At 59.7% G+C, this 12964-nt stretch carries 20 protein-coding genes and 2 pseudogenes; 16 read left to right on the top strand and 6 right to left on the bottom strand.

Annotated features, from left to right (window positions below; genetic code table 11):
- The first annotated feature begins 3 nt into the window (after positions 1-3).
- Positions 4-237 (top strand): DUF2274 domain-containing protein, encoded by a 234-nt coding sequence (locus tag J6524_RS08620; protein WP_225669960.1) that lies wholly within the window; start codon positions 4-6, stop codon positions 235-237.
- 14 nt (positions 238-251) lie between these two features.
- Here the strand turns inward: J6524_RS08620 and J6524_RS08615 are convergent, their stop codons facing one another.
- Positions 252-647 carry a hypothetical protein gene (locus J6524_RS08615; protein WP_225669959.1) on the bottom strand — a complete coding sequence of 132 codons (396 nt, stop codon included), beginning with the start codon at positions 645-647 and terminating at the stop codon, positions 252-254.
- Positions 648-735: 88 nt separating this feature from the next.
- Here J6524_RS08615 and J6524_RS37615 point away from each other — a divergent pair, with 88 nt between their 5' ends.
- A complete protein-coding gene (locus tag J6524_RS37615) occupies positions 736-951 on the top strand; it encodes a helix-turn-helix domain-containing protein (protein ID WP_225669958.1) in 216 nt (71 codons plus the stop codon).
- Between the two features lie 151 nt (positions 952-1102).
- On the opposite strand, the gene J6524_RS08605 is transcribed toward J6524_RS37615, so the two are convergent.
- From J6524_RS08605 to J6524_RS08590, 4 genes and pseudogenes are all read right to left on the bottom strand, one after another.
- Complete coding sequence (locus J6524_RS08605) at positions 1103-2134, bottom strand: pentapeptide repeat-containing protein (protein WP_225669957.1); 1032 nt, start codon at positions 2132-2134, stop codon at positions 1103-1105.
- A complete protein-coding gene (locus J6524_RS08600; RefSeq protein WP_225669956.1) occupies positions 2103-2261 on the bottom strand; it encodes a hypothetical protein in 159 nt (52 codons plus the stop codon). Before J6524_RS08600 ends, J6524_RS08605 begins: the two co-directional genes overlap by 32 nt.
- Before the next feature lie 230 nt (positions 2262-2491).
- On the bottom strand, positions 2492-2956 hold the full coding sequence (locus tag J6524_RS08595) for a hypothetical protein (RefSeq protein ID WP_225669955.1): 465 nt from the start codon (positions 2954-2956) through the stop codon (positions 2492-2494).
- A gap of 124 nt (positions 2957-3080) precedes the next feature.
- Positions 3081-3444 (bottom strand): annotated as a pseudogene (locus tag J6524_RS08590) (hypothetical protein).
- Between the two features lie 156 nt (positions 3445-3600).
- On the opposite strand from J6524_RS08590, the gene J6524_RS08585 reads away from it, so the two are divergent.
- The 14 genes and pseudogenes from J6524_RS08585 (at position 3601) to J6524_RS08525 (ending at position 11803) form a co-directional block, all read left to right on the top strand.
- Positions 3601-4197: a super-infection exclusion protein B gene (locus J6524_RS08585; RefSeq protein WP_225669954.1), complete on the top strand. Its 597-nt coding sequence runs from the start codon at positions 3601-3603 to the stop codon at positions 4195-4197.
- Between the two features lie 265 nt (positions 4198-4462).
- On the top strand, positions 4463-4660 hold the full coding sequence (locus J6524_RS08580) for a transposase (RefSeq protein WP_225669953.1): 198 nt from the start codon (positions 4463-4465) through the stop codon (positions 4658-4660).
- Between the two features lie 21 nt (positions 4661-4681).
- Positions 4682-4915 (top strand): hypothetical protein, encoded by a 234-nt coding sequence (locus tag J6524_RS08575; RefSeq protein WP_225669952.1) that lies wholly within the window; start codon positions 4682-4684, stop codon positions 4913-4915.
- Positions 4912-5216 (top strand): annotated as a pseudogene (tnpB, locus tag J6524_RS37070) (IS66 family insertion sequence element accessory protein TnpB). The gene J6524_RS08575 and the pseudogene tnpB overlap by 4 nt, the downstream one beginning before the upstream one ends.
- A complete protein-coding gene (locus J6524_RS37850) occupies positions 5176-5355 on the top strand; it encodes an IS66 family transposase (RefSeq protein WP_376711992.1) in 180 nt (59 codons plus the stop codon). The pseudogene tnpB and the gene J6524_RS37850 overlap by 41 nt, the downstream one beginning before the upstream one ends.
- A gap of 4 nt (positions 5356-5359) precedes the next feature.
- Positions 5360-5725 (top strand): IS66 family transposase zinc-finger binding domain-containing protein, encoded by a 366-nt coding sequence (locus tag J6524_RS08565; RefSeq protein ID WP_376711991.1) that lies wholly within the window; start codon positions 5360-5362, stop codon positions 5723-5725.
- 193 nt (positions 5726-5918) lie between these two features.
- The gene (locus J6524_RS08560; RefSeq protein WP_225669951.1) at positions 5919-6845 is read left to right on the top strand and encodes an ABC transporter substrate-binding protein; all 927 of its coding nucleotides are present in this window, start codon (positions 5919-5921) and stop codon (positions 6843-6845) included.
- Between the two features lie 17 nt (positions 6846-6862).
- Entirely contained in the window at positions 6863-7660 is a 798-nt protein-coding gene (locus J6524_RS08555) for an ABC transporter ATP-binding protein (RefSeq protein ID WP_225669950.1), read from the top strand.
- Positions 7661-7664: 4 nt separating this feature from the next.
- Positions 7665-8291: an ABC transporter permease gene (locus J6524_RS37610; RefSeq protein WP_225670252.1), complete on the top strand. Its 627-nt coding sequence runs from the start codon at positions 7665-7667 to the stop codon at positions 8289-8291.
- A complete protein-coding gene (locus J6524_RS08545) occupies positions 8177-8539 on the top strand; it encodes an ABC transporter permease (RefSeq protein WP_225670216.1) in 363 nt (120 codons plus the stop codon). Before J6524_RS37610 ends, J6524_RS08545 begins: the two co-directional genes overlap by 115 nt.
- A gap of 15 nt (positions 8540-8554) precedes the next feature.
- Entirely contained in the window at positions 8555-8842 is a 288-nt protein-coding gene (locus tag J6524_RS08540; RefSeq protein WP_225669949.1) for a gamma-butyrobetaine hydroxylase-like domain-containing protein, read from the top strand.
- A 9-nt stretch (positions 8843-8851) separates the two neighbouring features.
- Positions 8852-10588: a fumarate reductase/succinate dehydrogenase flavoprotein subunit gene (locus J6524_RS08535; protein WP_225669948.1), complete on the top strand. Its 1737-nt coding sequence runs from the start codon at positions 8852-8854 to the stop codon at positions 10586-10588.
- 14 nt (positions 10589-10602) lie between these two features.
- Positions 10603-10836, top strand: a complete 234-nt coding sequence (locus tag J6524_RS08530; RefSeq protein WP_225669947.1) for a 4Fe-4S dicluster domain-containing protein — start codon at positions 10603-10605, stop codon at positions 10834-10836.
- 1 nt (position 10837) lies between these two features.
- Positions 10838-11803: a HEAT repeat domain-containing protein gene (locus J6524_RS08525; RefSeq protein ID WP_225669946.1), complete on the top strand. Its 966-nt coding sequence runs from the start codon at positions 10838-10840 to the stop codon at positions 11801-11803.
- On the opposite strand, the gene J6524_RS08520 is transcribed toward J6524_RS08525, so the two are convergent.
- Complete coding sequence (locus J6524_RS08520) at positions 11800-12492, bottom strand: Crp/Fnr family transcriptional regulator (protein WP_225670215.1); 693 nt, start codon at positions 12490-12492, stop codon at positions 11800-11802. The genes J6524_RS08525 and J6524_RS08520 overlap by 4 nt on opposite strands.
- Between the last annotated feature and the right edge of the window lie 472 nt (positions 12493-12964).

Raw genomic sequence — 12964 nt, 5'->3', positions numbered from 1 at the left:
AGGATGAAGCTTGCGAAGTTACCTGATAGGACGCCAGTTAAGATAAATGTTGTGCTGGCGCCAGGCCTTGCAAAACGGCTGGGGGAGTATGCCGAATTCTATGCGGAAACGTACCGTGGCCGGGAGGAAGTCGCGGATCTGATACCGTTTATGCTCGATGCATTTATCGAGGCAGATCCGGAGTTCAGAAAGCGTCGCAAGTTAGGACGGCGCGAGCCGAAAGCTTCCTCTTCCTGAAGGTCGCCCGTCGCTCAATTCGACGCCTCTTTAAGCTGCGCGATCGATCGCTGTACCGCTCGAACGGATATTTCGAGTCTCTCAAGAAGCCTTCGCAACTCGAATATCGTGACCTCCTCCAAATGAAGATTATTGCTGGTCAAGAATGTTTCGATCAACTCGTCAACGTAGACCACTGTTTTCGAAGAAGCTGACCGACTACCAGTTGCGGCTGATGCGATCTGTCCGTCGCCTGAAAACGCGATTTCCACCGAGATGCGATCGAGAACGGTACGTTCGATTAATTCGGACGGAATCTCGACTGAGGACACGACTTGCCCCGTCAATTCGTCTCGATAACCTACATTCGTAATTCCTTGGCCACCTTCGACGAAGGGACCAAGTCGCGGCTCGACCGGATCTGACGGCATAAGTCTCTCTATTTCGGCTACGCGAATCTATCCATTTTATGACTCATAGTCTATGGGCTGACGACGCAGTTTCTTCTGCTTTCCCTGCATGCACTTGCGGGACCGAGTCGGCCTAAATATTCAGGAATTGCGCCGAGCAAAGAAACTCAGCCAAGAGGAGCTGGCTGACATGTGTAAGGTTCATCAAACGTATCTAAGTGGCGTCGAAACCGGCAAAAGAAATCCATCTCTTTTAGTGCTTGAGCGGATTGCCAATGCCTTGAATGTCGACGCTGAGGAGCTGTTTCGTCGCCGCCGGCGCTAGCGGAGCAGCTGACTCGTAATCAGCGGGTCCCAGGTTCGAGCCCTGGTGCGCCCACCAATCAAATCAAGTAGTTAGCACTTGTTTTGATCAGCCCTCGCGGGAGCTAGCGAATATTTTAGCGAAGCGGCAGAAAGAACGTGCTCGGCTCGCTTTAGCTGCTCAACGCTTTCTCGCGAGAGAGGGGCCTCCCCATCTCGATAGGCTGTTCATCCAATCGGAACGGAATACGGTATTTCTGTCCGATGGCTATCAATAGCGTCTTTATCATGAGCGCGCGGCGCGCCGGATCATCCTCGTCAGCGGCGTGTGGCCGCGAGTCGCGGTCGACAAGCAATGCGACGTGTTCCTTAGCGCGGATACCACGCAGACGAGGGTTGGAGAACGAACGCCGTGCCATCCTTTCGAGCTTTGCATTGGAAATCGGCTTTGCAAAATCGATGTAGTTCACCACTTCGTCGTCGAGCAGTATCTCGGAAAATTTCTTGAACTCAGCTACTGCTATCCGCTCAACGTAAGATCGCCTTGCCAGTCCAGAACCGGTGGAGGCCAGCAAGTCTCTGACGTTGTCGTTAGCGGAAGAAAAATGTCGCGAGTACAAGACGCCGACAACTGCCTCCTGACTTACCTTTTCGTCGGGGTGGGCCACGTACTGCGCCATCAGATTGAACGCGTCTTTGTCGTTTGCATAGAGCGATCTTAACGCCCTCAAGCAGGAGCGAAGGATGCTCGGCTCGCTGTTAAAATTGCGGAGCGTGTTATATATGAATGCTTTGTGTTCCTCTTTGCTCTCTACACCGAGCCCCATGTAGAGAAGAATTTCAGACCTAACAGTGAGGCTCTTTGCTTCATCAAAAACTGCCCGCGCTACCTTCAATGCGTCGCCTGATCGGGATCTTGCATCCGCCCTCAACATCGCCTCGACTGTGAGGATCGCGTTAGCCCAGTGTTCGTTCTTGAGCCGCTCGACCCGCTCTGCCAGGTCGGGGTTTTCAGTGAAGAATTGTTTCTTGGCGAGCGGATACGCGAAAACTGAGTTTGATACATCAGCATCGTGAAAATTCGTGGTGTCGTCCCATTTTACATTAACACCAGTCACGCCGTGAAGATTTGCCCCAGTGAAATCGAACCCGCTCAAATCAGACCCTGAGAAGTCAGAAGGACAGGTCAGCGTGACGCAATTCACGGCTGGGGTCGATCTTGAGAAATGCGAGTTGATCGGAGAAGTTTGTACTCTCATACGCCAAAAAGCGATTGGCGAGTTCTAGGGCTTCTGGCGCAATCAAGTCGGATGCGGAACGATCAATCTTCAAGGTCGGCCTCTGAACTAGAGAATGTCACGATGCCACTATATTCGCCTTCAGACGATGAGATCGCCTTGCCAATGAGCACTCTCATTAGTCGCTCATGGTTTGTGCTGCGGAATTGAAGAAGTGAGCGCGGCTTGATTGCAGAGAGTGCTAACTCTTTCTGTTTAGCGAACGCGCTAAGGTGCACGCTTCTGGCGTTAGCTCCCTTCTGCGACCGCACCTTACAAAGGACGTCACTGTTTTAAATATGTTGCATCAAGATGTTTCACATCCTCCCAAGGTGGTTCAGTCACATCCCATGTTTGATTTCCGCGCGCTCGGACCCGAACATGGCTTTGCTTCGCAGTGGAAGAAACTGAATTAGTTGTTTTCGCGACTCTCTTTGCGCCGACTCCAAAACTTACTTCAGGCAGCGATGTAGCATTCAGCTTAAGTCCGGCGTCGCCCTTCATCTCGCCTTCAACCGAGGTTTCCGTTTTAAGCGTCGTTTCATGAACATCGACGTTGGGTTTGGTCAATTCGCCGAAGCGCGAATTGGGAGCAATATGCAGACCCGCTAGGTCCAGGCTTAATGTCAGCCGCTTGACCGAAACGGATATAGTGAGATCGTCGGGCCCTTCAATCTGTGCCGGACTTACTCGAAGGTCCACCTGGAGGTCGCTTTCGTCAGGCTTTTCCTCGGATTTGGCAACGAGCATCGTAAGCTCAACAAGCTCTGAGATTGAATTGCAGTCCAAAACATTGACCTCCTGCGGATTGATCGAATTTGCTCTTGACTAATGTCTATCACGGGTTGAGCCGAGTCGTAATCAATCAACTACTTTAATTGGGCCAGCATCCATCTTCCTCGTGCCTGCCTGTGCGGATAGGGCAGTTTTGGTCGAGCAGCCGCTGACCGACATCTTTCCAGAGCGCGTGCGGTCCGTAGAACCTGACGGCCTCCGCCTTCTGAATTTCGACGATGCGAGAGCAGCGCGAGCATTCGATGCGCAGGACATGGCGCGCGATCTTGGCGAGACGGCATTGCTGGATAGGGTGCTTTGGCTTTCCGGCCGCGCGCGGATCGGCCAACAGGCTCGTCCATAGCTCGTCCGGGACTGGATCACCCGGGGGCTGGGCCAGGTGTCGGATCGCGCGGACGCTCGGCCTCTGCGGCCATTTTCTCGAATTGCTTTGGTGTGGGCATGCGCCAGCTCGCGGGCCGATCCGCTATATTCAATTAGAACAAATAGTGAACACGTGAACACAAAGTCTAGTGGGAGTAACTGTAACTAAATGCGAGGGCGGAACCCTGTAATTGCCCCGTGTGTGATAAACGGGGGTGGCATCCAGAGGTGCAATTTTGGCGATACCCGACCCAAGATGGCTGGAAATTCTCAAAGCGAGCGGCTGGCAAACTGCCGCCGTCTCGGCCGCCTGCGGACTCTTCTTGCTTTTTGCAAGGTGGAGCTGGCTGCCGCCGCTCGATCCCTGGATGATACAGCTGGCGGCAATCGCCGGCCTGATATGCGGCTTTCTCGCCATCGCCAGCTTTATCAGCGCCGCTTTGAAATTTTTCCCCGTGCAGACTTGGGTTTTGCATGCAGTCAAGCTACGTCGCGCGAAGCGCGCGGTGCGCGACTACATCCCCTTCATGACCGAAGAGAAAAAGAAGATCGTCGCTTACATGCTAGCCAAGAACCAGAAGATGTTCACGGCCGAGAGCGATGGGGGGTATGCCGCTTCCTTGCTCTCGCGCGGAATTGTCGTCGTGGCGGCGCGGCCCGGCCAGCACATCACCATGTCCGATGTTCCTATGGCCGTTCCGGATCACGTCTGGGACGTGCTCATAGCGCACAAAGATCACTTCCGCATCAATCGCGGGGCCGCAATGATATCGAGCCGCATCCGTGGCGAGTGCCATGGATGGCGAGATAGCAGGCCCTCCGAGTGCGGTTAGCAAGCTCGTCTAAGAGATGATCGAGCGAAAAGGGCCGCCGCTGCCGAGCATTCCCCATCAGCAAGCGACGGCCTCTCTGCCGAGCGGCGACCACCTGACCACTCGAATGAGCCTGCCATCGACGCGAGACTAGCGGCGGCAGGCTCGGCTCGATGCTGGCGCTGCGCTGACGCCTCATCGGTAACCGGCATGAGGTCCCCACCTCGCGATCGCGAGGTTCGCCTGCGATACAGCCTGGCATGAGCGGTTCGCTGGAGGTGGAACGATGGCAAATGCCATGCTTGATGCCAGGCAGGAAGGTGACTCCTATCGTCGCGTCGAGGTGATCACTGGGAAGCGCCGACGGCGACGGTGGACGGGCGAGGAGAAGGCCCGGATGGCGGCGGAGAGCTTTGAGGAAGGTGCGAACATCTCCGAGGTGGCGCGGCGCAATGGCGTTTCCCGCGGGCTGCTCACGGTGTGACGACGCCAGGTTGCGGCGGCAGTGGCCGGCAAGGCGCCGAACTTCGTGCCGATCCAAATTGGCGCCGGAAGCGGTGGCGGGACAGCTGGCGAGTCCGAACGTATTTTGGCGGCACAAACGGAGATCGCCGCGCCACCGGCCAAGCCCTGCGGGGTGATCGAGATCGAGCTGAGTGGGGCGCGCATCCGGGTTGAGCCGGGCGTGGAGCTGACGACACTTTCGACGGTGCTGTCAGCGCTTCGGGGCATCCGGTGATTGCACTACGCTCCGACCTCAAGGTGGTGCTTGCGGCGCAGCCGGTCGACTTTCGCAAGTCGGTCCACACGCTGTCGGCGCTGGTGAGCGAAGCGCTCCGTGCGAACCCGTATTGTGGCGACGTCTTCGTGTTCCGCAGCAAACGCATGGACAGAGTGAAGCTTTTGCGTGGGACGGCAGCGGCATGGTGCTGGTGACGAAGTGGTTGCACCAGGGGCGTTTCACCTGGCCGCCGATCCGCGACGGTGTGGTGCATCTAAGTGCAACGCAGCTCGAGTGGACGCGCGCAACTCGCGCTTGAGCTTGACGACCTTGAGGCCGGCGCCACCCCGCCTGCGGCCGCCAACGACGATGCGGCTGCGGCGAAGCCGTCTGATAAGCCGCGCAAGAAGGCGCGCCGCAACATCGGCGCGCTGCCCAAGCACCTGCCGCGCTTTTGAGCAGGTGCTGGAGCCTGAGGCGACCGCCTGCCCGTGCTGCCAGGGCCAGCTCCACAAGATCGGCGAGGACGTCAGTGAGGTACTGGACATCATCCCGGCGATCTTGCGGGTGCTGCGGACGATCCGTCCCAAATACGCCTGCCGCGGCTGCACCGACGGTGTGGTCCAGGCGAAGGTGCTGCCGCGCCTGATTGAGAGTGGCATGGTGTCGACGGCCCTGGTGAGCCACGTGGTGGTCTCGAAGTTCGCCTGGTATTTGCCGCTGTACCGGCAGGTGCGGATTTTGGCCGGCCAAGGCGTCCATCTTGACCGGTCGACGCTTGCCGGCTGGGTGACCTGCCCAATGGCCTGCCACAAGGTATCACGCTGATCGCGCCCGCCTTTGCCGATCGTCATGCAGCTTCGATCGCAGACCGTTTCCATCGCGCAAGCGGCCTGCCGTTCGGCGCGCGCCATTTGCGCACGGCCCGTTCCAGTCATGTCAATCAACGCGAGGAGATTCTAACGTGATGCCCATTGCTGCTGTTGTCGGAAGAAGAGGGCTCGCGCGTGTGGTAGGCGCCATGGCACTCGCCATTGTGGCGTTGACGGCAGCGCCGTCGCGCGCCCAGGACATCACCATCGGCGAAGGCATTGCGCTCGGCTGGGGGCAGTTCTTCGTCGCCGATCATGACAAGACCTGGCAAAAGCAGGGGCTGGTTCCGAATGTATCGACTTTCGCGAGCGGCCGCCTGGTGCTGGATGCCTTGGTTGGCGGCGGTGTCGTGATCGGAACGGCGGCCGAGACGCTGGTCGTCTTCGCGACCCTCAACGGACTGCCAGTGCGGATCATCGCCACGTTGAACCGGCATGAGCCGTTCGATCTTGTTGCCATCAAGGACATTAAGACCAACAAGGACATCAAGGGCCGCCGCATCGGCTATTCGCAAGGGACTAACGCGCATTACTACCTGTTCAAGCTGCTCAAGCAGGAAGGCTTGTCGTGGTCGGACATTACCGCGGTTAGCCTCAACCCTGGCGACTTCGTTAGCAGCCTTGCGGGCGGGGCGATCGATGGATTCATCTGGACCGAGCCGCATCTGTCGCAAGCGGTCGCCCAAGGGTCGGACAAGTTCCATATCATCCGCGCCGAAGGCCACTACAATACCTATTCGGCGGTCATCACCCTGCAATCGACCATCGACAACAAGCCGGATCTGCTCGTCAAGGCACTGAAAGCCCTGACCGAGGCGGATGACAATATCAAGCGGAATCCCGACGTGGCGGCGACACTGACGGCCGAGCGCATCAAGCTAGACCCCGTGATCGCCAAAGTGTTCTGGAAGCGGACGAACGTCAAGTTCGATATTGACAAGGCAGCACTGGTTGCGCTGCTCGAAGAGCAGGCCAAGTGGGCGGTCGAAAACAAGCTCGTGCGGCCGGATGCCGAAATTCCCGACTTCAACACGGTCGTGGTGACGTCGGTGCTCGACAGGGCGCGCAGGGAATAGCGGCGGGGCGGGCTTGCATGAATGCAAGGGTGGAAGTCGCGCCGCAAGTTGGCCTCGATCAGCCGCTGATCACGTGCATCGATCTCGGCCACGTCCATGACTCCGGGCGCGGCCGGACGACGGCGCTCGGCAATATTTCGCTCACCATCGACCATGCCGAGTTCGTCTGCGTGCTCGGACCAAGCGGATGCGGCAAGACCACGCTTTTCAACATTCTTGCCGGCTTCGTCGTACCCTCGCACGGTGATATCCAGGTCAACGGCAGGGCGATCGAAGGCCCGAGTGCCGAACGCGGCGTCGTGTTTCAGGACTATTCGCTGTTCCCGTGGCTGACGGCGCAGGCAAATATCGAGTTCGGCTTGCGGATGGCCGGGCAGGCGGCGAGGGAACGTGCCGAGATCGCGCGCGATCTGCTCCGGCTCGTCGGCCTACCCGAGGCGGGCGCAAAATACCCGTTTGAGCTGTCGAGGGGCATGAAGCAGCGCATTGCCATTGCGCGGCCGCTGGCCACCCGCCCCTCGCTTCTGCTGATGGACGAGCCCTTTGCGGCGCTTGACGCGATGACGCGAAGCTCCCTGCAGGCGAAGCTGATCGACATTCACCGTCAGGAGCAGCCGACCATCCTGTTCGTGACGCACAACATCGCCGAGGCGCTGTTTCTTGCGAGCCGGCTGATCGTGATGTCGCCCAATCCGGGAAAGATCGTCGAGGACATCAAGGTGGATCTGCCGCGGCCGCGCCGGCGGACTTCGCCGCGCTTCAATGAACTATACGAGCATCTCGAGCGGGCGATTGGCCTTGAGACGGCAGAGTAGGCGCATGGCTTTGCAACTTAGCCGCAATACGATCGCCGGCGTCGTTGGCGCTCTTGCTTTCTTTGGTGCCTGGGGGGCACTCAGCCGGAGCGGTCTCGTCAAGAACGTGATATTGCCTGCGCCAAGCACGATTGTGCAGTCCGGCTGGTCGCTGATCGTCGACGGCGAGCTTGCCCGCCATCTCGGCGCCAGCCTGCTGCGGGCAGCTGTCGGCTTTGTCACCGGGTCGGTGCTCGCCTCTCTGCTGGGCGTAGCGATGGCGCAATTGCCGCTATTGCACGAAACCATCAATCCGCTGGTGCAGATGTTCCGGGCGGTACCGTCGCTGGCATTCGTGCCGCTTGTGATATTCTGGTTCGGAATCGGTGAGGCATCGAAGATCTTCCTGATCGCCTGGGGCGTGTTCTTTCCGGTCTGGGTGAACACTATATCGGGGTGCGCGACGCCAGTCCGCTTCTGGGAAGAGCGGCGGCGAGCCTCGGCGCGCGCGGCTGGCGCAACTTTGCCTATGTCGTCATTCCCGGTGCGCTGCCTTTCATCATCGCCGGACTTTGCGTCAGCCTCTCCGTCGCACTGGTCCTGCTGGTGGCCGCGGAGTTGGCCGGCACAGCATTCGGCGTCGGATACTTGATCCAGATGTCGCAGCAGGTGTTTCGCGTCGATCAGATGTTCGTCGGCCTTATCGTGCTCGGAGCGATGGGATTTGCAGCCGATCTCTTGTTCGAACGCACGGTGCGCCAGCTGCTTCCCTGGTACGGCGCCGAAACGGCGGCAAAGCGGGGCGGGCAGGTCGAGCGCCGGCCGGCATGCGAGCGAAGCCGCGCAAAGCAATTTATTGCGGGCCGCAATGCTTCGACTGGCCTAAAAGTCGAACAATGATCACACGAGGCGAAAGTGCAACCAACCAACATCGAAATCCGCGAAGGCTCCACGGTCCTGGCACTGACCTGGCGGGATTGTGGAACCCGGCTGCTCGACGCGGAGACGTTACGCCGGGCAAGTCGCGCGGCAAGCGAAATTCGTCGGCAGATCGAAGGGATCGAGCTCGTGATCCCGCCGGGGCTTTTTGTGTCTGCGATCGAGCCGATCGGAAACTACGCCCTGCGTCTGTCGTTTTCGGACGGACACGATCGCGGCATTTATCCCTGGTCCTATTTGCGCGAGCTTGCCACACAGCATTGAGATCGCGCCATGGATGAGATCAAGGACGGCCTGACGGAAGTTTCCTGCGATGTTCTCGTGATCGGTGGCGGCACCGCCGGGCCGATGGCCGCGTACAAGGCCAAGCGCCGCAATCCCGCTACCCGCGTGGTGCTGCTGGAGAAGGCCAACGTCAAGCGCTCGGGCGCGATCGCGATGGGCATGGATGGGCTCAACAACGCCGTTGTCCCGGGCTACGCGACGCCAGAGCAATACACGAAGGAAATAACCATCGCCAATGACGGCATCTGCGACCAGGCGCCGGTCTATAAATATGCGTCGCACTGCTTCGACATCATTCAGGAGCTCGACCGCGTCGGCATCAAGTTCCAGAAGAACGAGAACGGCGATTTCGACGTCAAGAAGGTTCACCACCTCGGCTCGTATGTGCTGCCGATGCCGAACGGCGATACGGTCAAGAAGGCGCTCTATCGCCAGCTTCGCCGCGAGAAGGTGCTGATCTCGAACCGCTACATGGCGACGCGTCTGCTGACGGGACGGGACGGGCAGATCGCTGGCGCCATCGCGATCAATACGCGCAGCGCGGAATTCCTGGTGCTGCGGGCCAAGACCGTGATCCTCTGCGCGGGCGCCGCAGGGCGCCTCGGCTTGCCGCAATCCGGTTATCTCTGGGGTACGTACGAGAATGCCACCAATTCCGGTGACGGCTATGCGATGGCCTATCACGCAGGCGCGGGGCTCGCCAATCTCGAGTGCTATCAGATCAATCCCCTGATCAAGGACTACAACGGTCCCGCCTGCGCTTATGTGGCCGGTCCGTTCGGCGCCTATACCGCCAATAGCGAAGGCAACCGGTTTATCGAATGCGACTATTGGTCAGGCCAGATGATGCAGGAGTTCTACAACGAACTGCAATCCGGCAAGGGACCGGTGTTCCTGAAACTCAACCATTTGCATAGCGACACCGTCGGCAAGATCGAGGCTGTACTGCACAACGTTGAGCGTCCGTCACGCGGCCGGTTCCACGAAAATCGTGGTACGAACTACCGCGAGCGCATGATCGAGATGCACATTTCCGAGATCGGGTTTTGCTCCGGCCACAGCGCCTCCGGCGTCTATGTCGACGAGTTCGCGCGCACCACGGTGCCCGGGCTTTACGCTGCAGGCGACATGGCAAGCGTACCGCACAATTACATGCTCGGCGCCTTCACCAACGGTGCCGTGGCCGGCGAACATGCTGCGGACTTCGCACAAGGCATTGATCTTCCCGAGTACGATCCCGGCGACGTTTCCCGCGAGCAGGCGCGCGTGCTGGCGCCGACCAAACGCGAAGACGGGATTCCGCCGAACCAGCTCGAATACAAGACGCGCCGCTTCGTGAACGACTACCTCCAACCGCCGAAGGTCACGGCGAAAATGAAGCTCGGCCAGGCGCGTTTTGTTGAAATCCGCGACGACATGGAAAACGCCATGGTGGTGCGCGATGCGCACGAACTGATGCGGTCGCTGGAGGTGGCGTCCATCCTAGACTGCGCGGAGATGGCGGCGTTCGCCTCCTTGTTCCGGACCGAAAGCCGCTGGGGTCTCTATCATCACCGCGTCGAGTATCCGGAGAAGAACGACGATGAATGGTTCTGCCATAGCATCTTGCGCCAGCAGAACAGGCAGATGACCGCAGAGAAGCGCCCGGTCGCGCCCTACATTGTCCCGATAGACGAATCCGAGCGCTCGGCCTACGATCGTCAGCGCATCCGCCAGCAGGCCTGAAATACGGGTAGCACATGCCAATTGCCCACACACCCACCACCGTCCCCGTCATCGTCGATGAGGCCAAATGCATCGCCGACAAGGGATGCACGGTCTGCGTCGACGTCTGCCCACTCGACGTGCTCCGGATCAGCGATCTAACCGGCAAGGCCTACATGAAATATGACGAATGCTGGTACTGCATGCCCTGCGAGGCCGACTGTCCGACCGGGGCGGTGACCGTCAACATTCCCTATCTGTTGCGCTGAGATGATGGGAGTTGAACCCTTCGAGGCGTTCGGCGACCTCGACGAGATTTCGGAGCGACTAGCAAGTCCCGATCCGTCGGTGCGGCGTCTTGCCGTGATCGATCTCGTGGAAACGTCGAGCGGCGAGGCTATTCCGCTACTGGTGAGAGCTGCGGGCGATCCGGCGGCAGAGGTCAGGCTGCAGGCGGCGCGCGCGCTTGGCGAGTTTGATGGCGTTGATGTGGCCAAGGCGCTGATCGGCGCTCTCGTCGATTCCGACGCGGCGGTCGCACAGGAGGCCGCAGGCAGTCTTGCCGAGATCAGGGATTCCAGGGCCAGCGCAGTGTTGCTTCCGCTGGTGGCGCATTCGTCGGCCTTTGTCCGGGCTGCCATCCTTCGGGCGCTCAAGGCGTTGCAGGTGAGTGAATCGCTCGGGCCGGCTGTTGCCGCGCTCGGAGACGGTGATGCGGCGGTACGCGTACAGGCCGTCGGCGTGATCGGCTATCTGAAGCAGGTCGAAACGCTGCCTTCGCTGATCCACGCGACCCGTGATGCTAGCGCGGATGTCAGGCTTGCGGCGATCAATGCGCTGTCCTTTGCACGGAACGACGCGGCCGCCCAGGCTGCTGCGAGCGCGTTATCCGACAGGGAGTGGCAGGTAAGGGCGGCAGCGGCCGAGACGATCGGACGGATCGGGCACGCTTCGGCGGTAAATCCACTGATCGCGTCGCTGCAGGACGGCTACTGGCAGGTTCGTCAGAAGGCGTTGCAGAACCTCGGGAAGCTTCGCGCCCGTGCAGCGGTCGGCGCCATTATCCCGTTTCTCGCTGACGCACTGCCCTCGCTTCGCAAGGATGCCGCCGCCGCGCTCGGCGATATCGCTGATGCGGAAGCCCGCGACGCGCTTGCCACGCGCGTCCACGACGAAGATCCCGACGTGCGCAAGACCGCGATATGGGCGCTGGCACAGATCGGAGCGCGTAACTAGTCCTTGAACAAGATCGCCTCGAGCCGGTCGACGCGCTTGATGCGGATGATACTGTCTTCGATGCCGATGATGTGCTTCATCTGGAACCGTTTAAGCATCATCGTGACCCACTGGCGGGTCGATCCGACCATTGCCGCGATCTGGTCGTGGGTCACCTTGCGATTGATGATGACCGTGTCGCCGTCGGCGATTCCGTAGAGCTCCGACAGGTTCAACAGATACTGGGCCAGCCGCTCGATCACGGAACGGGTCCCGAGGATCTGAGCCATCGAGGAGTAGCACTTGCCCTTGGCGATCAATCCGTCGATCAGCGCCAGCGCGAAAGCCGGCATCTGCACCAGAAGCTTCTGCAGGGAGGCGCTCGGCAATGCCGTGATCTCGCAATCTTCGATGGCGACCCCCGACCACATATGCACGCCGCCGCCGGATATCTCCGGACCGCCGATGAAATGCCCGGGCGTCCAGTAGGCGAGGGTTATCTCGCGACCCGAGGGCGCGGTGTAATAGACCCGGACCTGGCCGCGGCGGATGACGAAGATCCCGTCATGCTGTTCGCCCTGGTTGAATACCATGGCGCCCTGCCGCACTGGAAAGGTGCGGCCGGCGGCCTGCACCTGCGCCAACTGATCGGCCGACAGGCGATCGAGAAAATGCGCGCCGACGTTCAACCCTTCGATGGACTCGCTCATGAACAGCGCGGACTCGTCGCGCGCCCGTGGGTGCTGCGTGACAGCGACGGGTTCCCTGGCCGGCCAATCGAGCTGAACGGCGGCGCCAGTCCGGCCCATCACGGAATCCGTTTCGAGTGCCTCTTCGAGTGTCGTCATTGCCGTGGTTTCGCGTTGCGATGCGGATAGCTAAATGCGGCGCAATGTCAAAGTCCACTTGTTTGATCGATTCCAAATGCACTTAGCAAAGGTTCATGCGTAAACGAGTTCGTTGTCGAAACGATTTATCTGCCGGGCGTGCCGTGACGAGAAAATCATTTGACGCGCAAGCAAGCCGCATTGCGACGGAAGCGCGACGTGGCGCAGGCAACGAAACGGCCACGCAAGTAATTGCTTCAGCCGTCATTGTGAAGGTCCGATAGTCGGATCGATCGTTCATATCGGCGGCAGTGTGCCGGCCATCGATCGTCGAGGACAGCCCAATGATATCTTC

The sequence above is a fragment of the Bradyrhizobium hereditatis genome (assembly GCF_020329435.1).
Taxonomy (GTDB): Bacteria; Pseudomonadota; Alphaproteobacteria; order Rhizobiales; family Xanthobacteraceae; genus Bradyrhizobium; species Bradyrhizobium hereditatis.
Note: the sequence above shows the minus strand (reverse complement) of the source record. Positions and strands in the feature narration are given on the sequence as shown.